24 protein-coding genes are annotated in these 25115 nt (G+C 65.4%); 14 read left to right on the top strand and 10 right to left on the bottom strand.

Translation table 11 applies throughout. From position 1 onward, the window contains the following. The first annotated feature begins 1 nt into the window (after position 1). The 11 genes from uvrC (at position 2) to C1H84_RS01745 (ending at position 9893) form a co-directional block, all read left to right on the top strand. Positions 2-1939: an excinuclease ABC subunit UvrC gene (gene uvrC / locus C1H84_RS01795; protein ID WP_047119351.1), complete on the top strand. Its 1938-nt coding sequence runs from the start codon at positions 2-4 to the stop codon at positions 1937-1939. 9 nt (positions 1940-1948) lie between these two features. Then, positions 1949-2842: an RNase adapter RapZ gene (gene rapZ / locus C1H84_RS01790; protein ID WP_047119350.1), complete on the top strand. Its 894-nt coding sequence runs from the start codon at positions 1949-1951 to the stop codon at positions 2840-2842. 5 nt (positions 2843-2847) lie between these two features. Next, the gene (locus C1H84_RS01785) at positions 2848-3873 is read left to right on the top strand and encodes a gluconeogenesis factor YvcK family protein (RefSeq protein WP_047119349.1); all 1026 of its coding nucleotides are present in this window, start codon (positions 2848-2850) and stop codon (positions 3871-3873) included. 28 nt (positions 3874-3901) lie between these two features. Next, positions 3902-4882: a DNA-binding protein WhiA gene (gene whiA, locus C1H84_RS01780; protein WP_047119348.1), complete on the top strand. Its 981-nt coding sequence runs from the start codon at positions 3902-3904 to the stop codon at positions 4880-4882. 61 nt (positions 4883-4943) lie between these two features. Then, positions 4944-5573: a superoxide dismutase gene (locus C1H84_RS01775; RefSeq protein WP_047119347.1), complete on the top strand. Its 630-nt coding sequence runs from the start codon at positions 4944-4946 to the stop codon at positions 5571-5573. A 186-nt stretch (positions 5574-5759) separates the two neighbouring features. Beyond that, entirely contained in the window at positions 5760-6767 is a 1008-nt protein-coding gene (gap, locus tag C1H84_RS01770; RefSeq protein ID WP_053798301.1) for a type I glyceraldehyde-3-phosphate dehydrogenase, read from the top strand. Between the two features lie 16 nt (positions 6768-6783). After that, positions 6784-8013: a phosphoglycerate kinase gene (locus tag C1H84_RS01765; RefSeq protein WP_113606390.1), complete on the top strand. Its 1230-nt coding sequence runs from the start codon at positions 6784-6786 to the stop codon at positions 8011-8013. Between the two features lie 3 nt (positions 8014-8016). Next, positions 8017-8832 carry a triose-phosphate isomerase gene (tpiA, locus tag C1H84_RS01760; RefSeq protein ID WP_047119344.1) on the top strand — a complete coding sequence of 272 codons (816 nt, stop codon included), beginning with the start codon at positions 8017-8019 and terminating at the stop codon, positions 8830-8832. A gap of 22 nt (positions 8833-8854) precedes the next feature. After that, positions 8855-9106: a preprotein translocase subunit SecG gene (secG, locus tag C1H84_RS01755; protein ID WP_047119343.1), complete on the top strand. Its 252-nt coding sequence runs from the start codon at positions 8855-8857 to the stop codon at positions 9104-9106. A 90-nt stretch (positions 9107-9196) separates the two neighbouring features. After that, a complete protein-coding gene (locus C1H84_RS01750) occupies positions 9197-9484 on the top strand; it encodes a hypothetical protein (protein ID WP_113606389.1) in 288 nt (95 codons plus the stop codon). 19 nt (positions 9485-9503) lie between these two features. Continuing rightward, complete coding sequence (locus tag C1H84_RS01745) at positions 9504-9893, top strand: SdpI family protein (RefSeq protein ID WP_113606388.1); 390 nt, start codon at positions 9504-9506, stop codon at positions 9891-9893. Positions 9894-9896: 3 nt separating this feature from the next. Here C1H84_RS01745 and C1H84_RS01740 read toward each other — a convergent pair whose 3' ends face one another. The 7 genes from C1H84_RS01740 to tkt form a co-directional block, all read right to left on the bottom strand. Further along, positions 9897-10874: an FAD-dependent oxidoreductase gene (locus C1H84_RS01740; protein ID WP_113606387.1), complete on the bottom strand. Its 978-nt coding sequence runs from the start codon at positions 10872-10874 to the stop codon at positions 9897-9899. 76 nt (positions 10875-10950) lie between these two features. Beyond that, complete coding sequence (gene pgl, locus C1H84_RS01735) at positions 10951-11691, bottom strand: 6-phosphogluconolactonase (RefSeq protein WP_113606386.1); 741 nt, start codon at positions 11689-11691, stop codon at positions 10951-10953. Then, positions 11681-12622 (bottom strand): glucose-6-phosphate dehydrogenase assembly protein OpcA, encoded by a 942-nt coding sequence (locus C1H84_RS01730; RefSeq protein WP_113606385.1) that lies wholly within the window; start codon positions 12620-12622, stop codon positions 11681-11683. The genes pgl and C1H84_RS01730 overlap by 11 nt, the downstream gene beginning before the upstream one ends. Beyond that, a complete protein-coding gene (zwf, locus tag C1H84_RS01725) occupies positions 12619-14139 on the bottom strand; it encodes a glucose-6-phosphate dehydrogenase (RefSeq protein ID WP_053798296.1) in 1521 nt (506 codons plus the stop codon). The genes C1H84_RS01730 and zwf overlap by 4 nt, the downstream gene beginning before the upstream one ends. 6 nt (positions 14140-14145) lie before the next feature. After that, the gene (locus C1H84_RS01720) at positions 14146-15720 is read right to left on the bottom strand and encodes a glucose-6-phosphate isomerase (RefSeq protein ID WP_113606384.1); all 1575 of its coding nucleotides are present in this window, start codon (positions 15718-15720) and stop codon (positions 14146-14148) included. After that, positions 15721-16824 (bottom strand): transaldolase, encoded by a 1104-nt coding sequence (gene tal, locus C1H84_RS01715; protein ID WP_047119336.1) that lies wholly within the window; start codon positions 16822-16824, stop codon positions 15721-15723. It abuts the gene before it with no gap. Positions 16825-16842: 18 nt separating this feature from the next. Then, positions 16843-18957, bottom strand: a complete 2115-nt coding sequence (tkt, locus tag C1H84_RS01710) for a transketolase (RefSeq protein WP_113606383.1) — start codon at positions 18955-18957, stop codon at positions 16843-16845. Between the two features lie 821 nt (positions 18958-19778). On the opposite strand from tkt, the gene C1H84_RS01705 reads away from it, so the two are divergent. The 3 genes from C1H84_RS01705 (at position 19779) to C1H84_RS01695 (ending at position 22147) form a co-directional block, all read left to right on the top strand. After that, positions 19779-20732: a heme o synthase gene (locus C1H84_RS01705; RefSeq protein ID WP_047119334.1), complete on the top strand. Its 954-nt coding sequence runs from the start codon at positions 19779-19781 to the stop codon at positions 20730-20732. Positions 20733-20868: 136 nt separating this feature from the next. Further along, positions 20869-21216, top strand: a complete 348-nt coding sequence (locus C1H84_RS01700) for a PadR family transcriptional regulator (protein ID WP_047120766.1) — start codon at positions 20869-20871, stop codon at positions 21214-21216. After that, a complete protein-coding gene (locus C1H84_RS01695; protein WP_181728008.1) occupies positions 21209-22147 on the top strand; it encodes a DUF1700 domain-containing protein in 939 nt (312 codons plus the stop codon). The genes C1H84_RS01700 and C1H84_RS01695 overlap by 8 nt, the downstream gene beginning before the upstream one ends. Before the next feature lie 74 nt (positions 22148-22221). On the opposite strand, the gene C1H84_RS01690 is transcribed toward C1H84_RS01695, so the two are convergent. The 3 genes from C1H84_RS01690 to C1H84_RS01680 are packed head-to-tail and all read right to left on the bottom strand — an operon-like array spanning position 22222 to position 24906. Then, the gene (locus C1H84_RS01690) at positions 22222-23163 is read right to left on the bottom strand and encodes a COX15/CtaA family protein (RefSeq protein WP_113606553.1); all 942 of its coding nucleotides are present in this window, start codon (positions 23161-23163) and stop codon (positions 22222-22224) included. Between the two features lie 31 nt (positions 23164-23194). After that, entirely contained in the window at positions 23195-23956 is a 762-nt protein-coding gene (locus tag C1H84_RS01685; RefSeq protein ID WP_113606380.1) for an ABC transporter permease, read from the bottom strand. Then, entirely contained in the window at positions 23953-24906 is a 954-nt protein-coding gene (locus C1H84_RS01680) for an ABC transporter ATP-binding protein (protein ID WP_424572966.1), read from the bottom strand. The genes C1H84_RS01685 and C1H84_RS01680 overlap by 4 nt, the downstream gene beginning before the upstream one ends. Positions 24907-25115 lie beyond the last annotated feature (209 nt).

The following is a 25115-nucleotide window of genomic DNA, read 5'->3' as shown; positions in this document are numbered from 1 at the left end:
CATGGCCGATCCCGCCAGCTACCGTCCGAAAACCTCGGACATCCCCACCAGGCCGGGCGTGTACCGCTTCCGCGACGAGCACGGCCGGGTCATCTACGTGGGCAAGGCCAAGATCCTGCGCAGCCGGCTGCTGTCCTACTTCGCCAAGCCCGAGCGGCTCACGCCCAAGACCCGCACCATGGTGTTCACCGCCGCGAGCGTCGAGTGGACCGTGGTGGGCTCGGAGCTGGAGGCGCTGCAGCTGGAGTACACCTGGATCAAGGAGTACAACCCGCGCTTCAACATCGTCTTCCGCGACGACAAGTCCTACCCCTACCTGGCCGTGACCATGGACGAGAAGTTCCCGCGCGCCTTGGTGATGCGCGGGGACAAGCGCAAGGGCGTGAAGTACTTCGGCCCGTTCTACCCGGCCAAGGCCATCCGCGAAACCCTTGACACGCTGCTGCGCGTCTTCCCGGTGCGCAGCTGCGCCCCCGGGGTGTTCAAGCGCGCGCAGGCCTCGGGCCGCCCGTGCCTGCTGGGATACATCGACAAGTGCGCCGCGCCCTGCGTAGGGCGCATCAGCGAGGAAGACCACCGGGCGCTGGCCGATGACCTGTGCACCTTCATGGGCGGGGAGGCCACCCGCTTCACCAAGGCGCTGACCGCCAAGATGCAGGAAGCCGTAGCCCAGCTCGAATACGAGCAGGCGGCCCGCTACCGCGACGACATCGCGGCGCTGAACAAAGTCTTCGAGCGCAATGCGGTGGTGCTGGCGGACAACACCGACGCGGACATCTTCGGCATCCACGGGGACGAGCTGGAAGCCGCGGTGCAGGTGTTCCACGTGCGCGACGGGCGCATCCGCTCCCAGCGCGGCTGGGTCGTGGAGAAGGTCACCGACACCACCGACGGGGAATTCGTCGAGCAGCTGCTCACCCAGGTCTACGCGGACCACGCCGACCGCATCCCGCGCGAGATCCTGGTGCCGACGCTGCCCGAGGACGTGGACGACGTCACGCAGTGGCTCTCCGAGCTGCGCGGCTCGCGGGTCTCGCTGCGCGTGGCCCAGCGCGGGGACAAGGCCGCGCTGGCCGGCACCGTGGTGGAAAACGCCGAGCAGGCGCTGCGCCTGCACAAGTCCAAGCGCGCCGGCGACATCACCACGCGTTCGCTGGCCATGCAGGAGCTGCAGGACGCGCTGGGCGCCGAGCAGGCGCTGCTGCGCATCGAATGCTACGACGCCTCGCACACCCAGGGCACCAACGTGGTCGCCTCGATGGTCGTGTTCGAGGACGGACTGCCCAAGAAGAGCGAATACCGCAAGTTCTCCATCACCGGGGAAGCCGCGCGCGACGATACCGCCAGCATGTACGACGTGATCCACCGCCGTTTCAGCCGCTACCTGAAGGAAAAGGTGGACCCGCTGGTGCTCGCCGGCGGCGAGGTGGAGCCCGGCACCGCCGAGGTGAAGAAGTTCGCCTACCCGCCCTCGCTGGTGATCGTCGACGGCGGCCCGCCCCAGGTCGCCGCCGCCCAGAAGGCCCTGGACGACCTGGGCATCGACGACATCCCCGTCGTCGGCCTGGCCAAGCGCCTGGAAGAGCTGTGGCTGCCGGATGACCCGTTCCCGCTGATCCTGCCGCGTGCCTCCGCCGCCCTGTACCTGGTGCAGCGGCTGCGCGACGAGGCGCACCGCTTCGCGATCACCTTCCACCGGGCCAAGCGCGGCAAGTCGATGCTCGCATCCGAGCTGGATGCCGTGCCGGGGCTGGGCAAGGCCAAGCAGGAAGCGCTGCGCAAGCATTTCGGCTCCATGAAGAAGATCCGCGCCGCCAGCGTGGAGGAGCTGCTCGAAGTGCCGGGTGTGGGCCCGAAGCTGGCGCAAACCATTAAGGATTCGCTTCAAGGCGCGTCACCGGGCGCGGTAAACATGACTACCGGAGAAATTCTGGACTAGCCTTGAAGTATGAGCGCTGAGTATGAAGCCGTAAAGCCCCCGGAGTCCGAGCTGGTGATCGTTACCGGCATGTCAGGTGCCGGTCGCACGACTGTTGCCCACGCCCTGGAGGACCAGGACTGGTATGTGGTGGAGAACCTGCCGCCGGCCATGCTCGGACCCCTGACCGAGCTGATGAGCCGCTCGCAGGGATCCATCCCGCGCATGGCCGTGGTGATGGACGTGCGCTCCAAGGACATGTTCCCGGAGATCCGCGACGCGCTGGCCAATCTGACGGCCAGCGGCGTCAAGTACCGCCTGGTCTACCTCGACGCCAGCGACGAGGTGCTGGTGCGCCGCTTCGAGCAGGGACGCCGCCCGCACCCGCTGCAGGGCGACGGGCGCATCGTCGACGGCATCCAGCGCGAACGCGAAATCACCCGCGAGCTGCGCGACGCCGCGGAGATCATCCTGGATTCCTCCTCCATGTCGGTGCACGACCTGGCCCGCTCGGTCAACGAGCTGTTCAGCGAGTCCGGACCGATCATCTTGCGTATCAACGTGATGAGCTTCGGCTTCAAGTACGGCCTGCCCACCGACGCCAACTACGTGGCCGACGTGCGCTTCATCCCGAACCCGCACTGGGTGCCGGAGCTGCGCCCGCAGACCGGCCGCGACAAGGAAGTCTCGGACTACGTGCTCTCGCAGACCGGAACCAGCGAATTCATCGAGAACTACCTCAAGGCGCTGGAGCCCGTCTTCGAAGGCTACCGCCGTGAGAACAAGCACTACGCGACGATCGCCGTGGGCTGCACCGGCGGCAAGCACCGTTCGGTGGCCACCAGCATCGAGCTAGGCCGCCGGCTTGCCCAGCTGCCCAACGTCCGCGTCAACGTCAGCCACCGAGACCTGGGACGCGAGTAGGGATTATGGCTTTCGCTACCGGCCCCATCCCGATCCAGGGCCTGAACCGCAGCGACGACTACCGCAACCCGTCGGTCGTCGCCCTGGGCGGCGGACACGGCCTGTCCGCGTCGTTGTCCGCGCTGCGCCGGCTGTCCACCGACCTCACTGCCGTGGTGACCGTCGCCGACGACGGAGGCAGCTCCGGACGCCTGCGCAATTCCTTCGACGTGCTGCCCCCGGGCGACTTGCGCATGGCGCTGGCCGCCTTGTGCGACGACAACGACTGGGGCCGCACCTGGCGCGATGTCATGCAGCACCGCTTCGAGTCGCTGGAGAACGCTGACGAGCCGCTCAACGGCCACGCCGTGGGCAATCTGCTGATCCTGGCGCTCTGGGAGCTGCTGGACAGCCCGGTGGCGGGCCTGCGCTGGGCTGGCGCCCTGCTCGGGGCTCGCGGCCAGGTGCTGCCGATGAGCACGGTGCCGCTGTCCATCCACGGCGAGGTGCTGGAGGCCGACTCGGCCACCGATACGCTGGTGCGCCGACGCATCGAAGGCCAGGCGAAGATCGCCAAGGCGGGGCACGGGGGACTGGTCACCAACGTGAGCCTTGATCCGCCCGATGCGCCGGCCTGCGCCGAAGCCTTGGAAGCCATCGAACTGGCCGACTGGGTGGTCCTGGGCCCCGGCTCCTGGTACACCTCGGTGCTGCCGCACCTGCTGCTTCCCGACATGCGCCAGGCCATTGCCAGCACCACTGCCAAGCGGCTGCTGACCATGAACCTGGACCTGGAAACCGCCGAAACTTCCGGACTGGATGCCGCGGCGCACCTGGAGGTGCTCAGCCGCTACGCCCCGGAGGTGAAATTCGACGCCATTCTGGCCGACGAATCGCTGGTGAACAACAAGGAGCGATTTGAGCTGGCAGCGCAAAAACTCGGTGCCCGGACCTTTTTTAGTAGAGTAGGAGTATCTGACGGTCGTGCAGTGCACGACCCGTTGCGTCTAGCGGCGGCCTATCACGAGGTGTTTACCGCAATCGGATCCTAGGAAGGATCCATGTAAGGGAGTTTGATTCATGGCATTGACGGCTTCCGTCAAAGACGAGCTGTCGCGGGTGGAAATTCGCAAGCCTTCGGTCCGCAAGGCCGAAGTCTCTACCATGCTGCGCTTCAGCGGAGGATTGCATATCGTCTCCGGGCGAATTGTCATCGAAGCTGAAGTGGACCTGGCTGCGACCGCCCGCCGCTTGAAGATTGCCATTGGCGAGCTGTACGGCCACGATGCCGAGATCGTCATGGTGTCCGGATCGGGGATCCGCAAGGGCAGCCGCTACATCGTGCGCGTTTCCAAGGACGGCGAAGTCCTGGCCCGCCAGACCGGCTTGCTCGACCAGCGCGGCCGCCCGGTGCGTGGCCTGCCCTCGGTGATCGTCAACGGCTCGACGGCAGACGCCGAGGCCGTGTGGCGCGGTGCGTTCCTGTCCCACGGTTCGCTCACCGAACCCGGACGCAGTTCCGCCCTGGAAATCACCTGCCCGGGCCCCGAAGCAGCGCTGGCCCTAGTGGGCGCGGCGCGCCGCCTGGGGCTGACCGTCAAGGCCCGCGAGGTGCGCGGCGTGGACCGCGTGGTGATCCGCGACGGCGACGCCATCGCCCAGCTGCTGACCCGCATGGGCGCGCACGATGCGCTCATGGTCTGGGAAGAGCGCCGCATGCGCAAGGAAGTGCGCGCCACGGCCAACCGCCTGGCGAACTTCGACGACGCCAACCTGCGCCGCAGCGCGCAGGCCGCGGTGGCCGCCGGTGCGCGAGTTGAGCGCGCCATCGAGATTCTGGGTGACGAGGTGCCAGAGCACCTGCGTTACGCCGGACTGCTGCGCCTGGAGCACAAACAGGCGTCGCTGGATGAGCTCGGCCGCATGGCTGAACCACCCATGACCAAGGACGCGATTGCCGGCCGGATCCGCCGCCTTTTGGCGATGGCCGATAAAAAAGCCAGTGATCTGGGAATACCCGGCACCGAGTCCAGCGTTCCAGTAGATGAACTGGAACAGTAAAGTGTCCCCGCGGTAATCCTTTCCGCGGAGATTCATCCAATTGAACAGATTGAGGAGAATCATGGCTGTCTATTCGCTGCCAGAACTGCAGTACGACTACGCTGCCCTTGAGCCGAACATCTCGGCTCGCATCATGGAGCTGCACCACTCGAAGCACCACGCAACCTACGTTGCCGGCGCCAACTCGGCACTGGAGCAGCTGGCTGAGGCTCGCGAAAAGGGCGAGTTCGGCAACATCCCAAAGCTGTCCAAGGATCTGGCCTTCCACCTCGGCGGCCACACCAACCACTCGATCTTCTGGAACAACCTGTCCCCAGAAGGCGGCGACAAGCCTGAGGGCGAGCTGGCTGCCGCGATCGACGACTTCTTCGGTTCCTTCGATGCATTCCGCGGTCACTTCACCGCGTCGGCCATGAGCCTGCAGGGCTCCGGCTGGGCAGTCCTGGCATACGATGCAATCGGCGGCCAGCTGGTCATCGAGCAGCTCTACGATCAGCAGGGCAACGTCCCAGTGGCAACCATCCCGCTGCTGATGCTGGACATGTGGGAGCACGCCTTCTACCTGGACTACGTCAACGTCAAGGCCGACTACGTCAAGGCCTTCTGGAACATCGTGAACTGGGCCGACGTCCAGGCTCGCTTCGAGGCTGCCCGCAACGGCGCCGCCGGGCTGATCGTTCCAGGCAAGTAAACTGACTTATTCGGTAAGTTAGCTCACATTCAGCGCTGAGATGGCGTAGGATGTTTAAGTGTGTGGTGGATCCCGGCATCAGCCGGGATCCGCATGCACGGCACAACGGAGTGTCCTCTTTAAAGTAGGCCACTTCCGTAAGATTGCGGTCGTGGCATCATTTTCCCATTTAGAGGAGATAGTCACGTGACAACCCGTGTTGGAATCAATGGTTTCGGTCGTATCGGACGCAACTTCCTGCGTGCGGTCCTTGCCCACAAGGCGGACATCGATATCGTCGCCGTGAACGACCTTGGTTCAATCGATTCGCTTGCTCACCTGGTGAAGTTCGATTCCGTCCTCGGCCCGCTGGGCGAGCCGGTTTCCGTCTACGGCGACGAGATCGTCATCGGCGAACGCCGCATCAAGGTCCTGTCCGAGCGCAAGCCAGGCAACCTGCCATGGCGCGACCTGAACGTAGACATCGTCATCGAGTCCACCGGCCTGTTCACCAAGGCCGACGACGCCCGCCACCACATCGAAGCCGGCGCCAAGAAGGTCATCATCTCTGCCCCCGCCAAGCATGAGGACATCACCATCGTGATGGGTGTCAACCAGGACAAGTACGATCCGGCCAGCCACGCCATCATCTCGAACGCTTCGTGCACCACGAACTGCCTGGCCCCGGTGGCCAAGGTGCTCAACGACGAATTCGGCATTGTCGACGGCTTGATGACCACCATCCACGCCTACACCGCCGACCAGCGGCTGCAGGACGCCCCGCACCGCGACCCTCGTCGCGCCCGTGCCGCGGCGCTGAACATGATCCCGACCTCCACCGGCGCCGCCAAGGCCATCGGCGTGGTGCTTCCGGAGCTGAAGGGCAAGCTCAACGGCTACGCCATGCGCGTGCCGGTTCCCACCGGCTCGGCCACCGACCTGACCGTCAACCTGGCCCGCACCGCCACCGTGGAAGAGGTCAACGCGGCCTTCGAAAAGGCGGCCAGCGAGGGCAAGCTGTCCAAGTACCTCGAATACTCGACCGACCCGCTGGTTTCCACCGACATTGTGACGAACCCGCATTCGGCGATTTTCGATTCCGGGCTGACCACCGTGATCGGCAACAGCGTGAAGGTTGTGGCTTGGTACGACAACGAGTGGGGATACACCTCACGCCTTGTTGACCTTGTCGAATTCGTGGGTTCCAGCCTCTAGTCGATAACCTAGAGACATGACTTCACATACTCTCGACGAATTGCTCGCTGACAACGGTGTCCGCGGACGCTACGTACTGGTCCGCAGCGACCTGAACGTACCGCTCGACGGAGCCACCGTGACCGATGACGGCCGTGTCCGCGCTTCGCTGCCGGTCATTTCCAAGCTGGCCGATGCCGGCGCCAAGGTCATCGTGATGGCCCACCTGGGCCGTCCGAAGGGCCAGTTCGACCCGAAGTACTCCATCGCTCCGGCGGCCAAGCGCCTGAACGAGCTGGCTGACTTCGACGTCACCGTGGCATCCGACGTCGTGGGCCCCTCGGCCCGCGAGGCGGCTGCCGGACTGGCCGACGGCTCGGTCCTGGTGCTGGAAAACGTCCGCTTCGACGCCCGCGAGACCTCCAAGATCGACGCGGAGCGTGTCGAGCTGGCCAAGGAACTGGCCGCGCTGACCGGCCCCGACGGCGCCTACGTCAACGACGCCTTCGGTGCAGTGCACCGCAAGCACGCTTCGGTGTACGACATCGCCGCACTGCTGCCGAGCTACCAGGGCGACCTGGTCGCGACCGAGGTCCAGGTCCTCAAGACCCTGACCGAAGCACCCAAGCGCCCCTACGTGGTCGTGTTGGGCGGTTCGAAGGTCTCGGACAAGCTGGCGGTCATCGACAACCTGATCGGCAAAGCCGACCAGCTGCTCATCGGCGGCGGCATGGCGTTCACCTTCCTCAAGGCCCAGGGCCATAACGTCGGCGGCTCGCTGCTTGAAGAAGACCAGATCGCCGTGTGCCAGGAGTACCTGCAGCGCGCCGAGAAGCTCGTCTGCGACATCATCCTCCCGGTTGACGTCGTGGTGGCCGACAAGTTCGGCGCCGACGCAGCCCACGAGGTGCTGGACGCCGACAAGATCGAGGAAGCCAGCTTCGGCTCCAACGGCCTGGGCCTGGACATCGGCCCGAAGTCCGCGGAGAAGTTCGCCAGCTACATCACCGGCGCCAACACCGTGTTCTGGAACGGCCCGATGGGTGTCTTTGAGATCCCTGCGTTCGCCGAGGGCACCCGTACCGTCGCGCAGGCACTGGCCGGTTCGGAGGCGTTCAGCGTGGTAGGCGGCGGCGACTCTGCCGCGGCCGTGCGCGCGCTGGGCTTCTCCGAGGACGACTTCGGACATATCTCCACCGGCGGCGGCGCCTCGCTGGAGTACCTTGAAGGCAAGACCCTCCCGGGTGTTGCCGCACTGGAAGGCTAATTAATGACCATTTCGCAGAACGGCGCCTTTGTGCGCCAGCCGCTGATCGCCGGCAACTGGAAGATGAACATGGACCATGTCCAGGGCATCACCCTTGTCCAGAAGCTGGCGTGGACGCTGAAGGACCACGAGCACGACTACGATCGTGCAGAGGTTGCGGTCTTCCCGCCCTTCACCGACATCCGCGGTGTGCAGACCCTGACCCTGGGCGACAAGCTGGATCTTGTCTACGGTGCGCAGGATCTGTCCGCCCACGATTCGGGCGCCTACACCGGCGAGATTTCCGGGCAGTTCCTGAAGAAGCTGGGCTGCACCTACGTGCTGGTCGGCCACTCGGAACGACGCGAGTACCACAACGAAACCAACGAGGTCATCGCCTCGAAGCTCGCGGCGGCCTACCGCCACGAAGTGACCCCGGTTCTCTGCGTGGGCGAAGGCCTGGAAGTCCGCAAGGCAGGAGAGCATGTAGCCTTCACCCTTGAGCAGCTGAACGAATCCCTGGCGGGCGTGAGCGCCGAGCAGGCCGAAAACCTGGTCATCGCCTACGAGCCGGTCTGGGCCATCGGCACCGGCGAGGTCGCGGGACCGGCTGACGCGCAGGAACTGTGCGCGGCGATCCGCGGGGCACTGGCCGAGCGCTTCGGCGAGGACATCGCGCAAAAGACCCGACTGCTCTACGGCGGCAGCGTCAAGGCCTCGAATGCGGCTGCGATCATGCGTGAACGCGACGTCGACGGCGTGTTGGTTGGCGGAGCCAGCCTCGACGCCGAAGAATTTGCTAATATTGTACGGTTCGAGCATCATCTCGTTACCGACTGAATCTAACTAAGGAACCGTCGTCTTGGATATTATCAAGATCATTTTGCAGGTCCTGCTGGGCATTACCAGTGTCTTGCTGACCCTCCTGATTCTCCTTCACAAGGGTAAGGGTGGCGGTATGTCCGACATGTTTGGCGGCGGCATGACCAGTTCGATGGGTTCTTCGGGGGTCGCAGAGCGAAACCTGAACCGCATCACCATCATCCTTGGCCTGATCTGGGGCGCAGTCATTATTGGCTTGGCTCTGGTGATGAGATTCAATATCGAGGCATAGTCTTCGGCATCGCATCGCGTGCAATCGGTGGGCATCTTCCGCATACTTGTGGAAGATGCCCACCGATTTTTTAATTGCCTGAGGACCAGCATGAGTTCAGAGCAGCAGCTGGAGAACGAACCCGACAGACGCGCCAACGCCGTCTGGATGGCCGGCTTCGGAATCGTCGCCATGGCGCTCGGGGTGGCTTTGGTGATGCTGTTCACGGAGCGGGACTCCCTGACGGCCGGCGGCAGGCTCGCTGTTGCAAACGCCACCCGGACCGAATCCTTGGGCCCGCTGCTGGTAAGCATCATCGCCCCGCTGCTTATTTTCTGCGGCCTGGCGTTGGTCATGTCCTCGTCGCTCTTTGCACGCAAGATCCCCGGGCTCTTCTAGGACTTCAAGACAGGAACACGTGGAACTCATCAGTGTCATCCCGTTCATGGCGGGGCTCCTGGTCGTCACCGTGGTTGCAGCCGTTCTAGCGCCCTCGATGCGCGAGGGCCGACTGCCGCGGAACACCGCGATCGGAATCAAGACGAGGCATACGCTCCCCAGCGATGCGGCGTGGCTGCGCGGCCATGCAGCCGGCGCGCCGGTGCTGAAGGCAGCTGCCCGCTGCGGCTGGGCGGTGCTGCTCACCGGTGCAGCATTGTGCCTGCTGCAGCTGGCCGGGTGGGCCTTCGCCGTGACTGCCATCGGCTATCTTGCAGTCACCTGCCTGGCCTTGCTCTCTGCGAGCAGGGCGAATGCCGCGGCCAAGAACATGGCCGCCGCGCCGCCTGCCTATCTGCAGCAGCGGTAGCTGCTAGATCGTGCCTGCGCGAAGCGCCTCGGCCAGCTCCACGACGCGCTGCGCGGTGCCCCAGGACAGCGTGACTCCGGCGCCGCCGTGCCCGTAGGCCGCGATCACCGGCAGCGGGTGGCCTGCGACGTGATCCAGCCGGATGGTCTCTCGCGCCGGGCGCAGACCGACCTTGTGCTCCAGCACTTCCAGGCCTTCCAGCTCCGGCACCAGCTTGGCAGCGCGCTCCAGGATGTCGACGGAGGTCTGCGGCTCGACCTCGCGGTTCCAGTCGTTCGCGGTGTCGGTGCCGCCGACGATGATGTCCTCGCGGCGGGGGATGATGTAGCTGACGCCTTGCGGGTAGTCGTCGTCGCACAGCCACTGCGTCAGGTTCTTCGTGTTGGCCAGGCGCACCACCTGCCCGCGGATCGGGTAGACGGTCTCATCGTCGCCCAGCAGCTCGCCGCCGCGCAGGCCCGCAGCCAGCACCACCAGATCCGCTTCGTCCTTGAGCTCCACCAGATTGCCGACGGTGCGCTTTTCGAACTTCACGCCCAGCGCTTCGACCTGGCTGCGCAGCCAGCCGAGGTAGGTGCTCATGGTGATGATCGGCACCGTCGCCCAGATGCCCGCGTGGGCACCGTCCGGCAGATCCGCTGGGGATGCTTCCTCGGTGCCGGCGACGATGCGGGTCCAGCTGCGGTCCGCGCCCGGCAGGTGGTCCACGTTCAGGCCGCGGCGCAAGTCGATGCCGGTCTCGGGGTTTTCCGAGAGCTGCTCGAAGCGGGCCAGCGAATCCGCCAGCAACTGGTCGGCGGCCGGGGAGTTCTCCGAGTGGTAGGGGAACCAGATGGCCGCGGCGACCGAGGAGACGCACTCGTGCAGTTCCTGGTCGTAGGCGACGGTGACCTGGTGTCCGGCGGCGGCCAGCTCGTGGGCCGCGGACAGGCCGATGACGCCGGCGCCGATCACAGTGATGCTCAGGGCAGTGCTGGGCATGGGGGAGTCCTTTCGGGAAAAGCAAAGGCCGATGCCGCCAACAGCTGGTGTTGGCGGCATCGGCGGATAACGCGTTTTAGAGCAGCGTGGCGGCGGCGCGGTCCACAAGCCAGCGGGTGGCCTGCGTTCCCTGCACCGCGCTGGCGGGCACGGCGGCTTCGTTGACCTCGTGCTGCGCGGCGGCCAAGGCCGGAGCCTTCTCCGCCCCGGCCACCAGCAGCCAGACCTCGCGGGCCGAGTTGATGGTGCCCATGGTCAGCGACACGCGGTGCGGCGGAGGCTTGGGGGAGTCGTGGATCGCAATCGCTCCCAGCTCGGCCGACCTGGTGTGGTTCGGGAACAGGGATGCCACGTGCGAATCCGGGCCCATGCCCAGCATCAGCACGTCGAAGGCCGGGCTCGCGGCGCCTTCCGGAGCCTCCTGGGCCAGCAGGGCCGTGTAGGCGGCCGCCGCGTCCTCGGCGCAGTCGTACTGGTCGGTGGAGCCCATGGCGTGCACGGTCTCGCGGTCCAGTCCCAGCTGGTCAAGAGCCGCGAACAGCACCTCCGCCTGTCCGGCATTGCGGTCCGCCGAATCGGCGGGGACAAAGCGCTCGTCGCCCCACCAGAAGTGCACCTTCGACCAGTCCACGCTCACGCGGGCGGGATTCTCCGCCACGGCGGCCAGCGTGGCGATGCCCAGCGAGCCGCCGGTCAGCACCACGTGCGCCACCCCGCGGGCGGCAATGGCGTCGGCGATCGAGGTGACCAGCCGGGCGGCGATGCCGTGCGCGGTGGCTGCCAGGTCCTCGTGGATGACGATCTGTCTAGCGATCACTTGAACGGATGCTCCTCAGGTTGGTCAGGGCCAGGCCGCGGGTGATGACCTCGCCGAAGACGTCGTCCGCATCCAGGCGGCGCATCTCCTCGGCCAGGCATTCGGCCACCGAGCGGCGCGGCAGCGAGATGCGCTGCGGAGCGGAGCCCGGCAGGTACAGATGAGCCACGGGACCCGAGGGGCGGGAGAGTTCCACGTCGCCGCCCTCGCGGGAGAGCCGCACCGAGGACAGGCCCGCGGTGGACTTGTCAGCGGCGATGGTGACCGGCACGTCGAGGCACATGGTCAGCCAGGCTGCCAGCAGCGTGGTGGAGGGGGAGTTCTCCGAACCCTTCACGGTGATGCTGGTCAGGCCCTCGGTGCCCACCAGGTCGATGATGCTCGCCAGCTGGGCGCGCCACAGGGTCAGGCGGGTCCAGGCCAGGTCGGTGTCGCCGGCGCGGTAGGTCGCCACGCGGCTGAACAGCGCCGCGGTGGGGTCCGTCGTCTCGCCGGAGTCGGTGATGCGGCGGTGCGCGATCTTGCCCAGCGCGGTGGCGGCCGGGTCGACCGGCACGCCGTGCGGCCACCAGGCCACGATCGGCGCGTCGGGCAGCAGCAGCGCGGAGATCAGCGCCTCGTCGGCCTCCATGTCCGGGCCGTGCGTGCGCATCACGATGACCTCCGAGGCGCCGGCGTCGCCGCCCACGCGGATCTGCACGTCCAGGCGGTTCTCGCCCTGCGCGGAGCCGCGCACCACCACGATGATGCGGCAGGGGTGCTCGCGGCTTGCGAGGTTGGCGGCCTCGATGGCGTTCTCCGCGAAGCCCTCGCGGGTGATGACCACCAGGGTCAGGACGCGGGAGAGCGCCACCACGCCGTGGGTGCGGCGCGAGGAGATCAGCTTCTTGGCGACCTTGGAAGTGGTCGTGTTGGGAAGTTCGATCATCATGGGCGTCGCCACGTCCTTCCATCCTTGGCCATCAGTTCGTCGCTGCTGGCGGGGCCCCAGGAACCAGGGGCGTAGGGGTCCGGCTGCTCGGGCTGGGCCGCCCAATACTCCTCGAAGGGATCCAGGATGCGCCAGGACTGCTCGACCTCTTCATGGCGCGGGAACAGCGGAGGCTCGCCCAGCAGCACGTCCAGGATCAGGCGCTCGTAGGCCTCCGGGGAAGATTCGGTGAACGCGTTGCCGTAGCCGAAGTCCATGGTCACGTCGCGGATCTCCATCTGGGTGCCGGGCACCTTGGAGGAGAAGCGGATGGTCGCGCCTTCGTCTGGCTGCACCCGGATCACGAACGCGTTCTGCCCGAACTCGTCGTCCTTGTGGTCGGTGAACAGCAGGTTCGGGGCCTTCTTGAACACCACCGCGATCTCGGTGACGCGGCGTCCCAGGCGCTTGCCGGCGCGCAGGTAGAACGGCACCCCGTCCCAGCGGCGGGTGTTGATGTTCAGCCTGATCGCCGCGTAGGTCTCGGTCTTGGACTTGGGATTGAAGCCCTCCTCGTCCAGGAAGCCGACAACCTCCTCGCCGCCCTGCCAGCCGGAGGTGTACTGGCCGCGCGCCGAAGCCGCGCCCAGGTCCTGCGGCAGCTTGACCGCTGCGAGCACCTTTTCCTTCTCGCTGCGCAGGTGGTCCGCGTCGAAGCTGATGGGCTCCTCCATGGCGGTCAGCGCCAGCAGCTGCAACAGGTGGTTCTGGATGACGTCGCGGGCCGCGCCCACGCCGTCGTAGTAGCTCGCGCGCCCGCCGATGCCGATGTCCTCGGCCATGGTGATCTGCACGTGGTCCACGTACTTGTTGTTCCACAAAGGCTCGAACATCTGGTTGCCGAAGCGCAGCGCCAGCAGGTTCTGCACCGTCTCCTTGCCCAGGTAGTGGTCGATGCGGAATACGGCGTCCGGCGGGAACACCGACTCGACGATCTCGTTCAGCTCGCGCGCGCTGGCCAGGTCGTGGCCGAAGGGCTTCTCGATGACCACGCGCTCCCAGCCCTCGTTGGCGTCGTTGGCCAGCTTGTGCTCGGAGAGCTTTTCGCAGACCACGTCGAACCAGCTGGGCGGGATGGACAGGTAGAACGCGTGGTTGCGTCCGGTGGAGCGGGTCTCTGCCAGCTCGTCCAGGGTGGCGGAGAGCTGCTCGTAGGCGTCGTCGTCGTCGAAGGCGCCGGAGATGAAGCGCATGCCGGAGGCCAGCTGCGCGAACACCGTCTCGTTGAACGGGGTGCGGGAGCTGGCCAGGATCCATTCGCGCGCCTGGGCGGCGAAGTCCTGCGCGGACCAGTCGCGGCGGCCGAAGCCGACGATGGCGAAGTTCGGGGGCAGCAGGCCGCGGCTGGCGAGGTCGTAGACCGCCGGCATCAGCTTCTTGCGAGCAAGGTCGCCGGTGATTCCGAAGAACACCAGCGCGCCCGGACCGGCGATGCGGTTAAGCCGCCGGTCGCGGGCGTCGCGTAGTGGATTGCTCATCTGCGGCTACTTCGCCGCCTCGAGCAGGGCCGCGATGCCGGCCTTGCGGTCGGTGAGGTTCACGCGCAGCACCGGGCGGTTGTGCGCCGCATCGGAGAGCACCCCGGCGTCGCCGCTGGCCTGGGCGGAGATCAGCCCGCCGAAGCTGTAGGGGCGGCCCGGGATTTCCAGGTCCTCGTGGTGGTCCGCGGTGACCTGCAGGAACACGCCCTGGGCAGGTCCGCCCTTGTGGTACTGGCCGGTGGAGTGCAAGAAGCGCGGGCCCCAGCCGAAGGTCACCGGGCGGCCGGTCTTGGCGGCCAGCGCGTCGCGCAGGCCTTCGAGATCCGCGTCGCCATTGCGGTCGAGGTAGGCCTGCACCGCGAGGTAGCCGTCGTCCGGCAGCGCGGCGGTGAGCTCGTCCAGCGCGCCGGCCAGGGTGGCGGCCGAGGTGCCAAACAGCTCAACGGAGCCGTCCACTGCATCCGGGGCGGACGCGGCCGGGGCGTCGAGCAGCGAACGGGCGGCGACCTTGGCGGCTTCCACGTCCGGCTGGTCGAAGGGGCTGATGCCCAGCAGGTAGCCGGCCACGGCGGTGGCATACTCGAAGATCATGAAGGAGGTGCCCAGCGGGGCGCTGAAGTGCACCGCAGTGGCCTCCTCGTCGATGTCCTCGGGCAGCTGATCGTAGACGTAGAGCGGCAGCACGTCGGCGGCCGGCTCGCGCAGCTCCGGGGCCCCGGGGTGCGCCACCACCGGCAGCACGCCCTTGGAGTCCTTGCCGGTGGATTCGGCGATGAGCTGCTCGGCCCAGTCGCCGAAGCCCGGCAGCGCGTCGCCCACGCCGGCAATGACCAGCTTGTCGCGCCCGGCGGTGGCCATGGCAGCGCCCAGGTGCAGGGCCAGGTTGTCCTCGTCGTCGGTTGCCAGCACGTCGTGCAGCAGGCCGGCTTCCTCGATCAGCGCCTCGATGTCGGCGCCGGCCAGGCCCGAAGGCACCAGGCCGAAGGCGGTCAGCGCGGAGTAGCGCCCGCCCACGTTCGGGTCGGCGTTGAAGACCGCGCGCACACCCTCGGGGTTGTCCATCGGGGAACCCGGGTCGGTGACCAGCACCAGGCGGGTTGCCGGGTCGATGCCGGCGGCCTGGAAGGCGGCGGTGAAGGCGCGACGCTGCGAGTCGGTCTCCACGGTGGAGCCGGACTTCGAGGCCACGACCACTACGGTGCGCTCCAGGTCAGTTGCGAGGATCGGGCGCAGCATGGCCGGGTCGGTGGTGTCGCAGATGACCAGGTCCACCTCGTCGTGCGCGGCGATGACCTCGGGGGCCAGCGAGGAGCCGCCCATGCCGCACAGCACGATGCGGGTCAGGCCCTCGGACTGCAGCTGCTCGCGCAGCTGGAGGATGGCCGGGAGCAGCTGCTCGGCGGCCTCGAAGGGGTTGACCCAGCCCAGGCGGATGGCGGATTCGGCTTCCGCGGCCGGGCCCCAGATGGTGGGGTCCTGCGCCGCGATGCGGCTGCCGATGCGGGCCTCGATCAGCTGCGGAAGCAGCTCGTCGACTGACTTCAGGGCGTCGCCGGAGGTGACCAGACCCAGTTCCATCTACTTTGCTCCCTTCAGGGCCACCGACATGTCCTCGAGCAGCTCGTTCCAGGCGTCCTCGAACTTCTTCACGCCCTCGACCTCCAGCAGGTCCACGATCTCGTTGTAGTCGATGCCCAGGGCCGCGAGCTTGTCCAGTACGCGGTTGGCGGCGTCGTAGGTGCCGGCGATCGCGTTGCCGCGCACCTCGGCCTCGGCCGCGGTGGCGTCCAGGGTCTTCTCCGGCATGGTGTTCACGGTCTGCGGCGCCACCAGCTCGGTGACGTACAGGGTGGACGGGTAGGCGGGGTCCTTCACGCCGGTGGAGGCCCACAGCGGGCGCTGCACGTTGGCGCCGGCGTTGGCCAGCACCTCGTAGCGGGCCGAGGTGAAGGATTCCTCGAAGACCTGGTAGGCCAGGCGGGCATTGGCCACGCCGGCCTGGCCGCGGACCGCCGCGGCGGCCTCGGTGCCCAGGGCGTCCAGGCGCTTGTCGATCTCGGTGTCCACGCGGGAGACGAAGAAGGAGGCGACCGAGTGGATCTTGGACAGGTCCAGGCCCTTGGCGTGGGCTTTCTCCAGGCCGATCAGGTAGGCGTTGATGACCTCGCGGTAGCGTTCCAGCGAGAAGATCAGGGTGACGTTCACGCTGATGCCCTCGGCGATGGTCTCGCTGATGGCTTCCAGACCCTGAACGGTGGCGGGGATCTTGATCAGCACGTTCTCGCGGTCCACGCGCTCGTACAGGGCCTTGGCCTGCGCGATGGTCGGTGCGGTCTCGTGGGCCAGGCGCGGGTCCACCTCGATGGACACGCGGCCGTCGAAGCCCTTGCTCGACTCGTAGACGCCTTTGAACAGGTCGCAGGCGGCGGCGACGTCGTCGCTGGTGATTTCGGTGATCGCGTCTTCCACCGAGTGGTGGCGCTGCGCGGCGATGGCATCGCCGTAGACCTCGGCGTTGGACAGCGCGGCGGCGAAGATCGCGGGGTTGGTGGTCACGCCGACGACGTTCTTCTCTTCGATCAGCGCAGCCAGCGATCCGCTGGTGAGTCGTTCGCGGGACAGGTCATCGAGCCAGATGGATACTCCGGCGTCGGACAGTGCCTGGGTGTTGGGGTTGCTCATGATGTGTGCTTGAGTTCCTTAGTTGGCGGCGTTCTGGACGGAGGTTTCGGCGGCGGCCACCACGGCTGCGGTGGTGATGCCGAACTCCGAGTAGAGCTTCTTGTAGTCGGCGGAGGCGCCGAAGTGGTCCAGCGAGACGATTTCGCCATGGGCGCCGACCAGCTCGCGCCAGCCCTGGGCCACGCCGGCCTCAACCGAGACGCGGGCGGCGACGGCTGCGGGCAGCACCGATTCGCGGTAGGCGGCATCCTGCTTGGCGAACCATTCGTGGCTCGGCAGCGAGACGACGCGAGCGGCAATGTTCTTGGCTGCCAGCTCCCCGCGGGCCTCCACTGCCAGCTCGACCTCGGAGCCGGTGGCGATCAGGATGACGTCGGGGGTGACCTCGGCGCCGTCGCGCACCGCTTCGGCCAGCACGTAGCCGCCCTTCAGGGTGCCTTCGGCGGAGCGGAAGCCTGCTGCCGAACGGTCGTAGATCGGCAGGTTCTGGCGGGAAAGCACGATGCCGGACGGGGTGCCGGTCAGCTCCAGCATGCCGCGCCAGGCGTAGGCGACCTCGTTAGCGTCCGCCGGGCGGATCACGTCGAAGTTCGGGATGGCGCGCAGGCTGGCCAGCTGCTCCACCGGCTGGTGGGTTGGGCCGTCTTCGCCGAGGCCGATCGAGTCGTGGGTCCATACGAAGATCGACGGGACGCCCATCAGCGCGGCCAGGCGGATGGCCGGGCGCTGGTAGTCCGAGAAGATCAGGAAGGTGCCGGAGAACGCGCGGGTGGGGCTGGAGAGCACGATGCCGTTGACGATCGAGGCTGCGGCGTGCTCGCGGATGCCGAAGTGCAGCACGCGGCCGTACGGGCTGGCCGACCAGGAGTCGGTCGAGCGGCGTTCGGGCGCGAAGGACTTGGCGGTGTCGATGGTGGTGTTGTTCGAGCCGGCCAGGTCGGCCGAGCCGCCCCACAGCTCGGGCAGCTCATCGGCGATCGCGTTGATGACCTTGCCGGAGGCGGCGCGGGTGGCCATGGTGGAGCCGGGTTCGAAGACCGGCAGCTTCTCGGTCCACCCCTCGGGCAGCTGGCCGGATTCCAGGCGGGCCAGCAGCGCGGCGCTTTCCGGGTTGGCTGCCTTCCATGCGTCGAAGTCCTTGTTCCAGGCTTCGTGGGCGGCGGCGCCGCGGACGACGGTCTGGCGCGCGTGGGCCAGCACCTCGTCCTCGATGGCGAAGGTCTTCTCGGTGTCGAAGCCCAGGGCCTTCTTCAGGCCGGCGACTTCTTCGCCACCGAGCTTGGAACCGTGGATTCCGCCGGTGTTCTGCTTGGTCGGCGATGGCCAGCCGATGATGGTGCGCAGCGAGATGATCGACGGGCGGCCGGTCTCTGCCTTGGCGGCGCGGATGGCTGCATCCAGGGCGGCGACGTCTTCGACGTATTCGCCGGTTTCGGTCCAGTCCACGCGCTGGGTGTGCCAGCCGTAGGCTGCGTAGCGGCCCAGGACGTCTTCGGTGAAGGCGATGTCGGTGTCGTCTTCGATGGAGATCTTGTTGTCGTCGTAGATGACGACGAGGTTGCCCAGTTCCTGGTGGCCTGCCAGCGAGGAGGCTTCGGAGGTGACGCCTTCCTGGAGGTCGCCGTCCGAGGCAATGACGTAGATGGTGTGGTCGAACGGGCTGGTGCCGGCCGGTGCGTCGGGATCCAGCAACCCGCGCATGCGGCGCTGGGAGTAGGCGAAGCCCACGGCGGAGGCAAGGCCCTGGCCCAGCGGGCCGGTGGTGATCTCGACGCCGGCGGTGTGGCCGAACTCCGGGTGGCCGGGGGTCTTGGCGCCCCAGGTGCGCAGGGCGGCGATGTCTTCCATTTCCAGGCCGTAGCCGGAGAGGAACAGCTGCAGGTACAGGGTCAGCGAGGTATGGCCTGGGGAAAGGATGAAGCGGTCGCGGCCGATCCAGTTCGGGTCCTTCGGATCGTGGCGCAGGTGCTTCTGGAAGATCAGATAGGCAGCAGGGGCCAAGCTGATGGCGGTGCCGGGGTGGCCGTTGCCTACTTTTTCAACAGCATCTGCCGCCAGGACACGGGTGGTGTCAATGGCTTTACGGTCCAACTCGGTGAGGGAGAACTCTTCTACTAAGGATTCAGTCGCCACTGCGGCGTTCCTTCCATTCAGGCTTGGACGGGAGAAATACTCCCGCTGACACGCAATACGCCGTCGGTCCTATGTACCCGGTGTTCGAGCTTAGAGGGGTCATTGGTCGCGACGGCGCAATCAGGTTCAACTCTATCGCGAAACGCCCATTTGATGCGCGGGTTAAGCAAGATGACACCCAAAGATTTGTAACCGCGAGCAACTCGTTGCGTTTGCCGGCGCGTTTTGTGCCCGTTGCCGGCAGTTCAGGAGCGGCTCGTCGGGCTGATCGGACTGGACGAATCGTGTCCGGGAAGACGTGGCGAGCGGTTTGGTCAGCGTACGGCAGCGGCGTGCCGCATCGTCTCCATACCAAGGAACGGGAACCTTTGAACAAGATCTATAATTTGTGCGTGAACAGCCCACTATGTTTGAATTTTGTTGGTTAATGGCCAATGCGATCGGGTTCCAATGATTTTCCGGCCCATCGGGTGGCTGGGTGCGGGCGGGATGATGTCGACGGGCGGATTTCATGACCTGCTTTGGCGTCGCGCGGCGGCGGATCCGTTGCGCGGGGCGAATCCATTTGTTGAAGCGCTTGGGTTCGCCAGCAATGTTGCGGCATGGACTTTGCGTTCAGCGATGGTCTGTTGATCGTGTGCCAGTGGGCGCGCGCTTGACCTGCATGAGACGCCATGTTGACTCAAATCACCTTGTTTCGGCCGAATCCCTGATTGGGGAGAGTTTCTTTCAATTTCTATAACACGTAGAATGGTTGTGTCTGTCCTTGTACCCTGCGAAGAACTGAGTGCGTTTAATTGAAGACTCAAAGTGTCGCCGACTTGTCAGTGCCACGCGCATCGCGCCAGCCTGATGAATCCACCGGCGACTTTCTGAAGCGCAAGGCCAGTGCCTACCTCGCACTGACCAAGCCTCGCGTGATCGAGTTGCTGTTGGTGAGCACGCTTCCAACCATGATCTTTGCCCAGCGCGGATTCCCTCCGGTCTGGCTCATGGTTTCCACCATTGTTGGCGGTGCCATGGCCGCTGGCGCTTCGGGCGCATTCAACTGCTACATCGATCGCGACATGGACAAGCTCATGAAGCGAACCAAGGGCCGTCCGCTGGTTACCGGCGACCTGACGCCCAAGGAAGCGCTGATCTTCTCGTGGACCCTGGCTATCGCTTCGCTGGTGGTGCTCTGGGTGGGAACCAACCCGCTGACCACCGCGCTGGGGCTTGCGGCGATCCTGCTGTACGTCGTTCTGTACACCATGATTCTCAAGCGCCGCACCGCGCAGAACATCGTCTGGGGCGGTATTGCCGGGTGCATGCCTGTGCTCATCGCTTGGGCGGCCGTCAAGGAAACCATCGAATGGCCTGCGATCATCCTGTTCCTGGTGATCTTCCTGTGGACCCCGCCGCACTACTGGCCGCTGTCCATGAAGTACGCGGACGACTACAACGCGGCATCGGTTCCAATGCTGGGTGCCATCGCCAATGCGCGCCGCGTTTCCGTTCAGGTTGTGCTCTACGCATGGGCCACCGTGGTGTGCTCGCTGCTGCTCGTGCCGCTGGGTGACGCGGGAATCGTCTACACGGCGATCGCTGGCGGCGCCGGCGCGTGGTTCGTCTACGAATCCCATGTGCTCTACCGCGAGGCGCAACGCGACCACAAGCCAGCCGAGGTCAACCGCAAGGCCATGAAGGTCTTCCACATCTCGATCACCTACCTTTCGATCGTGTTCCTGGCCTTGGCCATCGACCCGTTCGTGGGAAGCCCGCTTTTCGGCTAGGACTTCTCCCGCGCTTCAAGCATCCGGTGCTGAATCATTTGATTCAGTGCCGGATGCTTGTTTTAACGCCGATTCGCAACAGAAACGAACCTTGCCCTACTATGCAAGTCTTGTTATGCAAGGTAAGGTTCCAAGCATGGAAGAACAGGGCGAGAAGATTGCGACGAATATCCGCAAGGGCGTCTTGGAATACTGCGTGCTGGCTTTGCTGGCGCAAGGAGACAAGTACGGCCTTGAGCTCGCCGATGAGCTGGTAGAGCGCAATCTGACGGCCAGCGAGGGAAGCCTCTATCCCTTGCTGGCGCGGATGAAAACTGCGGACCTGGTGACCACTCGGTGGGAGGAAAGCGATACCGGCCGGCGGAGGAAGTATTACGCGATGACCGATCGGGGAGCATCGCACCTGCGTCAATTCGATGCGGTATGGAACGAAATATCTGGGCAAGTAGGCGAACTACTCGGGAGACGACATGAACATGACTGAGAACCATGGTGCTGTAGGCAAGTATCTGGAAGCGCTCGACCACGAGTTGCGGAAGGTTCCTCCAGCGCGGCGCGAAGCAGTCGTCGCCGACCTTGCGGAGCATATCGACGAAGCCAGGGAACGCGGCCGCAGCGATGACCAGATCATCGCCGGCCTCGGGCCGGTTCAGGCCATCGCCGCCGAGGTCCAGGCGGACTTCGCCGATGGAGCCGTGGAAATGGAGCAACGCGCGAAGCGCAAGGTTCTGGGCTTCATTGCACTTGCGGCGGGAGTGCTGGCCGCAGTGGTCGACACGTGGATCTACCCGTCCTTGAATGTTGATGAATTCTGGCCGGATTGGTTGCATTCGAGCGCGATTAACTACGATGCGAGCACCCGATTCGGAGCGGGTTTGATGCTGCTCTTCCTGCTTCCAGGCCTCATGGTTGCGGCGGGATCCATGATGAAATCCCCAGCTGCACGCATCTGCAGGACGGTCGCTGCGGTGATCGTGACGGCATTGCCCTTCGTGATCGGCTTCAACCTCGGAGTCTTCTACCTGCCGCTGATCGTGGCCGCGTGGATGATCGTTGGAGTATCCTACCCTCGGCAACAGCGGGCTCAGGGCCGCAGGCACCTGCCCTTGCGGATGACTGCCGGGCTAGCAGCGGGAGTCCCTGCCGCGGCGCTGCTGGCTGGCCTGGCCACCGGAACCGTGGAGACCGGGGTGCTGGGGATTACAGTGCTGGCGGTTTTGGTCCTGGCCGCCGTGGGAGCGATTCTGGGCCTGCGCGCAGCCTACTGGGTCTTGGCGGCGTGCGGTGCGCTGTTGCTGGTCGCGTCGGTCTTCGACATGGGTATGCTGGTGCTCGGCTTCTGGATCGCGGGGACGATCTATTTCTTTGCCGGGCTGGCAGGGTTGCTGCGGCTCCAACCCGCGCAAAAGGCCTAGGAAAAGTTGCGCATAAACAACGGGCGGCTCCCAACAATACGTTGGGAGCCGCCCGTCGTCGCAGGGGAAGGGAACTAGTCCTGGTCGATGCGCGCGGACTTCGGCATCAGGCTCGAACGATCCCAGACGTTGGTCGCTGCGACCATGAGCATGCTGGCTCCGAGCATGTGCAGCAGCACCAGGACGACCGGCAGGCCGTTGAAGTGCTGGATGTAGCCGATGGCTCCCTGGACCAGGATGACAACAACCATCCACCAGCCGGCCGCACGAAGCTTCGGATTGTTGGACGTGCGGTAGGCGAGCACCATGAAGGCGATGGTCGCGAGGATCAGCAGGTACACCGGACCGGTATGCAGCGGGGTGACGATGCGCGGATCAAACAGGTGGCGCGGTGCATCGGCGTCCCCCGCGTGCGGGCCGGTGCCGGTGACGATGGTGCCCATGATGATGGCGATGCTCGCCAGAAGCAGCACCAGGGTGCCGACCTGCGCGATGGCCTTGGTCGTGGCCGGCGCTTCGTCACGCTTGAGTTCGCGGCGGGTGCGGTTGACCAGGATGGTGGCCAAAGCGACCAGCGATGCCGAGAGCAGGAAGTGCAGCGAGACAACCCACGGGTTTAGGCCGGTCAGCACGGTGATGCCGCCGATGACACCCTGGCCAGGAATGCCGATCAGCAGCACCAGTCCCAGCTTGTACAAGGTGGAGTGGGTCTTGCGCATATTCCAGATCGAAACCAGGAAAGCGATGGCAATGACCAGAAGGACAAAGGTCAGCAGTCGGTTGCCGAACTCGATCAGGCCGTGGATACCCATCTCTGGGACCGGGGTCATGGAACCGGGCACGCAGTTCGGCCACTGCGAGCAGCCCAAGCCTGACTTGGTCAGGCGTACTGCGCCACCGGTGACGATGATGCCAATCTGGGAGATCAGTGATGCGATCGCCAGACCGTGAACGAGGCGGGTTACCTTCGTCGGCAGCTTATCGGCCCAGCTCTTTGCGGCTAGGTCTGAAGACATGAGAATCATCCCTTTTGGCTTGGTGTGGTGGTTAGTTCCATTTGAACTTCTTGATAGCAGCGAATGAGCCGGCAGCGGCCCACAGCACCAGGAAGATCAGTCCGGGAGAATTGAAGTGCCCGTCGATCAGTGCATCGCGCATGGCATCGCCCAGGGCTGCCGACGGCAGTGCGCTCAAGGTGGGCTGCAGCCATTCCGGGGCCATGCTCAGCGGATAGAGGACGCCGCCGGCGCCTGCGAGCAGGATCCAGGCCAGGTTGGTGATGGCCAGCGTCGCTTCCGGGCGGACGGTTCCGGCGATCAGCAAACCCAGGGAGGTGAAGGCCGCGGCGCCCAGGAGCAGGAAGAGGATCCCGGGAATAATGCCCCAGGGATTCGGCTGCCAGCCCAGCAGCAGCGCCACGGCGCTGATCAGGACCGCCTGGATCACCAGCACGGTCAGCACGGCGATGACCTTGCCGAAAATGAGTCCTGTTTTGCCCAGCGGGGTGGTGGAGAACATTCTCAGCACCCCATAGCGGCGGTCGAACCCGGTGCCGATGCCCTGGCCGGTGAATGCGGTGGAAATGACGCACAACGCCAGGACTCCGGGCACCGCTGCATCAATGGTGCGCTCGGCGATATCCGAAATCAGATCCGTGAACGTCAGGACAAAGAGGGCGATCATCGGCATGACCACGGCCAGGATCAGCTGCTCGCCGTTGCTGAGCATCTGGAGCGCTTCGTACTTGCCCTGGATCAGGATGCGCTTGAGCGGTGAAACCGCGTTGGACTCGGTGCTGACCTGGGTCATGCCTGTTCCTCCTTCTGCGCAAACTCGAGGAAAACATCTTCCAAGCTGCGTGACTGCAAGTTCAATTGGGTCGGCAGGATCGATTCCCTGGCCCACCAGCTGGTCAGCCAGTTCAGGTGTTCGGGGGTCGTCACGCCGTCCAAGCGGTACTGTCCGGCCGAGGTCTCCGCAAGGTACAGGCCAAGCGGTGGTTGGGGGAGTGCGAGCCCTGCAGTGGCGCTGAATGAGACCGGACGTGCATCGTGGCCCTCTTCCGCCCTGGCGATGAGCTCCGAGACGGTGCCCTGCGCAACGGTGCAGCCCTTGTCGATGATGTACACGTAATCGCTCAGGCGCTGCGCGTCATCCATGAGGTGCGTGGTCAGCACGATCGCCTTGCCGGCGTCGCGCAGCTCCGAGATCAGGTCGAAAACGACTTGCCGGGACTGCGGATCGAGTCCGGCGCTCGGTTCGTCGAGGAACAGCACTTCCGGATCTCCGGCCAGGGCCAGAGCCAATGCCACCCGCTGCTTCTGGCCGCCCGAGAGGCGGCGAATATTACGCGATCCGAAGGATTCCAGATCCAGGCGTTGGATCAACGCGTCGATGTCCACCGGGTTCCGGTAGAGCGAAGCGACATGGCGCAGCAGCGGCACCGGCCGCATCGACGGGGGGAGCCCGCCGTCCTGCAGCATGACGCCGACGCGTGCCCGAAGTTCCGGGTTGTCGCCGTAGGGGTCCTGGCCCAGCAGTTCGATGGAACCGCCATCCGGACGCATCAGTCCCTGGGCGCAGGCCAGGGTCGTGGACTTGCCGGCGCCGTTGGAGCCCAGCAGCGTGGTGATTTGCCCCGGGTAGGCCTTGAGCGAGACCGATTCCAGGACTCGCAGCATGCGATTATCCAGGGCCGGAACTGGACCTAAATCTTTGGCCAGCTCATTAATGACGAGGCTGGGGGTTACAGAAGACACCACAGCATTCTACGTCATGTCGAACTCTCCAGCCTGAGTGGTTGGTCACCATCACTCGAGTTGTCGGCGCCAACGCGAGAGAATTGAATATGTTAGAAGCAGTTCGAAAACCGCGTATCTTCTAGGCGGGAAAGCCCGTCCTTAGTAAGTCCTTCCTTACTAGACTGATCGCGAAAATATACGCATGATTGTGTTGTGTATTCATCTAA

Source organism: Glutamicibacter soli (assembly GCF_003309065.1).
Classification (GTDB): Bacteria; Actinomycetota; Actinomycetes; order Actinomycetales; family Micrococcaceae; genus Glutamicibacter; species Glutamicibacter soli.
The sequence above is the reverse complement of the archived record's forward strand: the minus strand, read 5'-3'. Positions and strand labels throughout refer to the sequence as shown.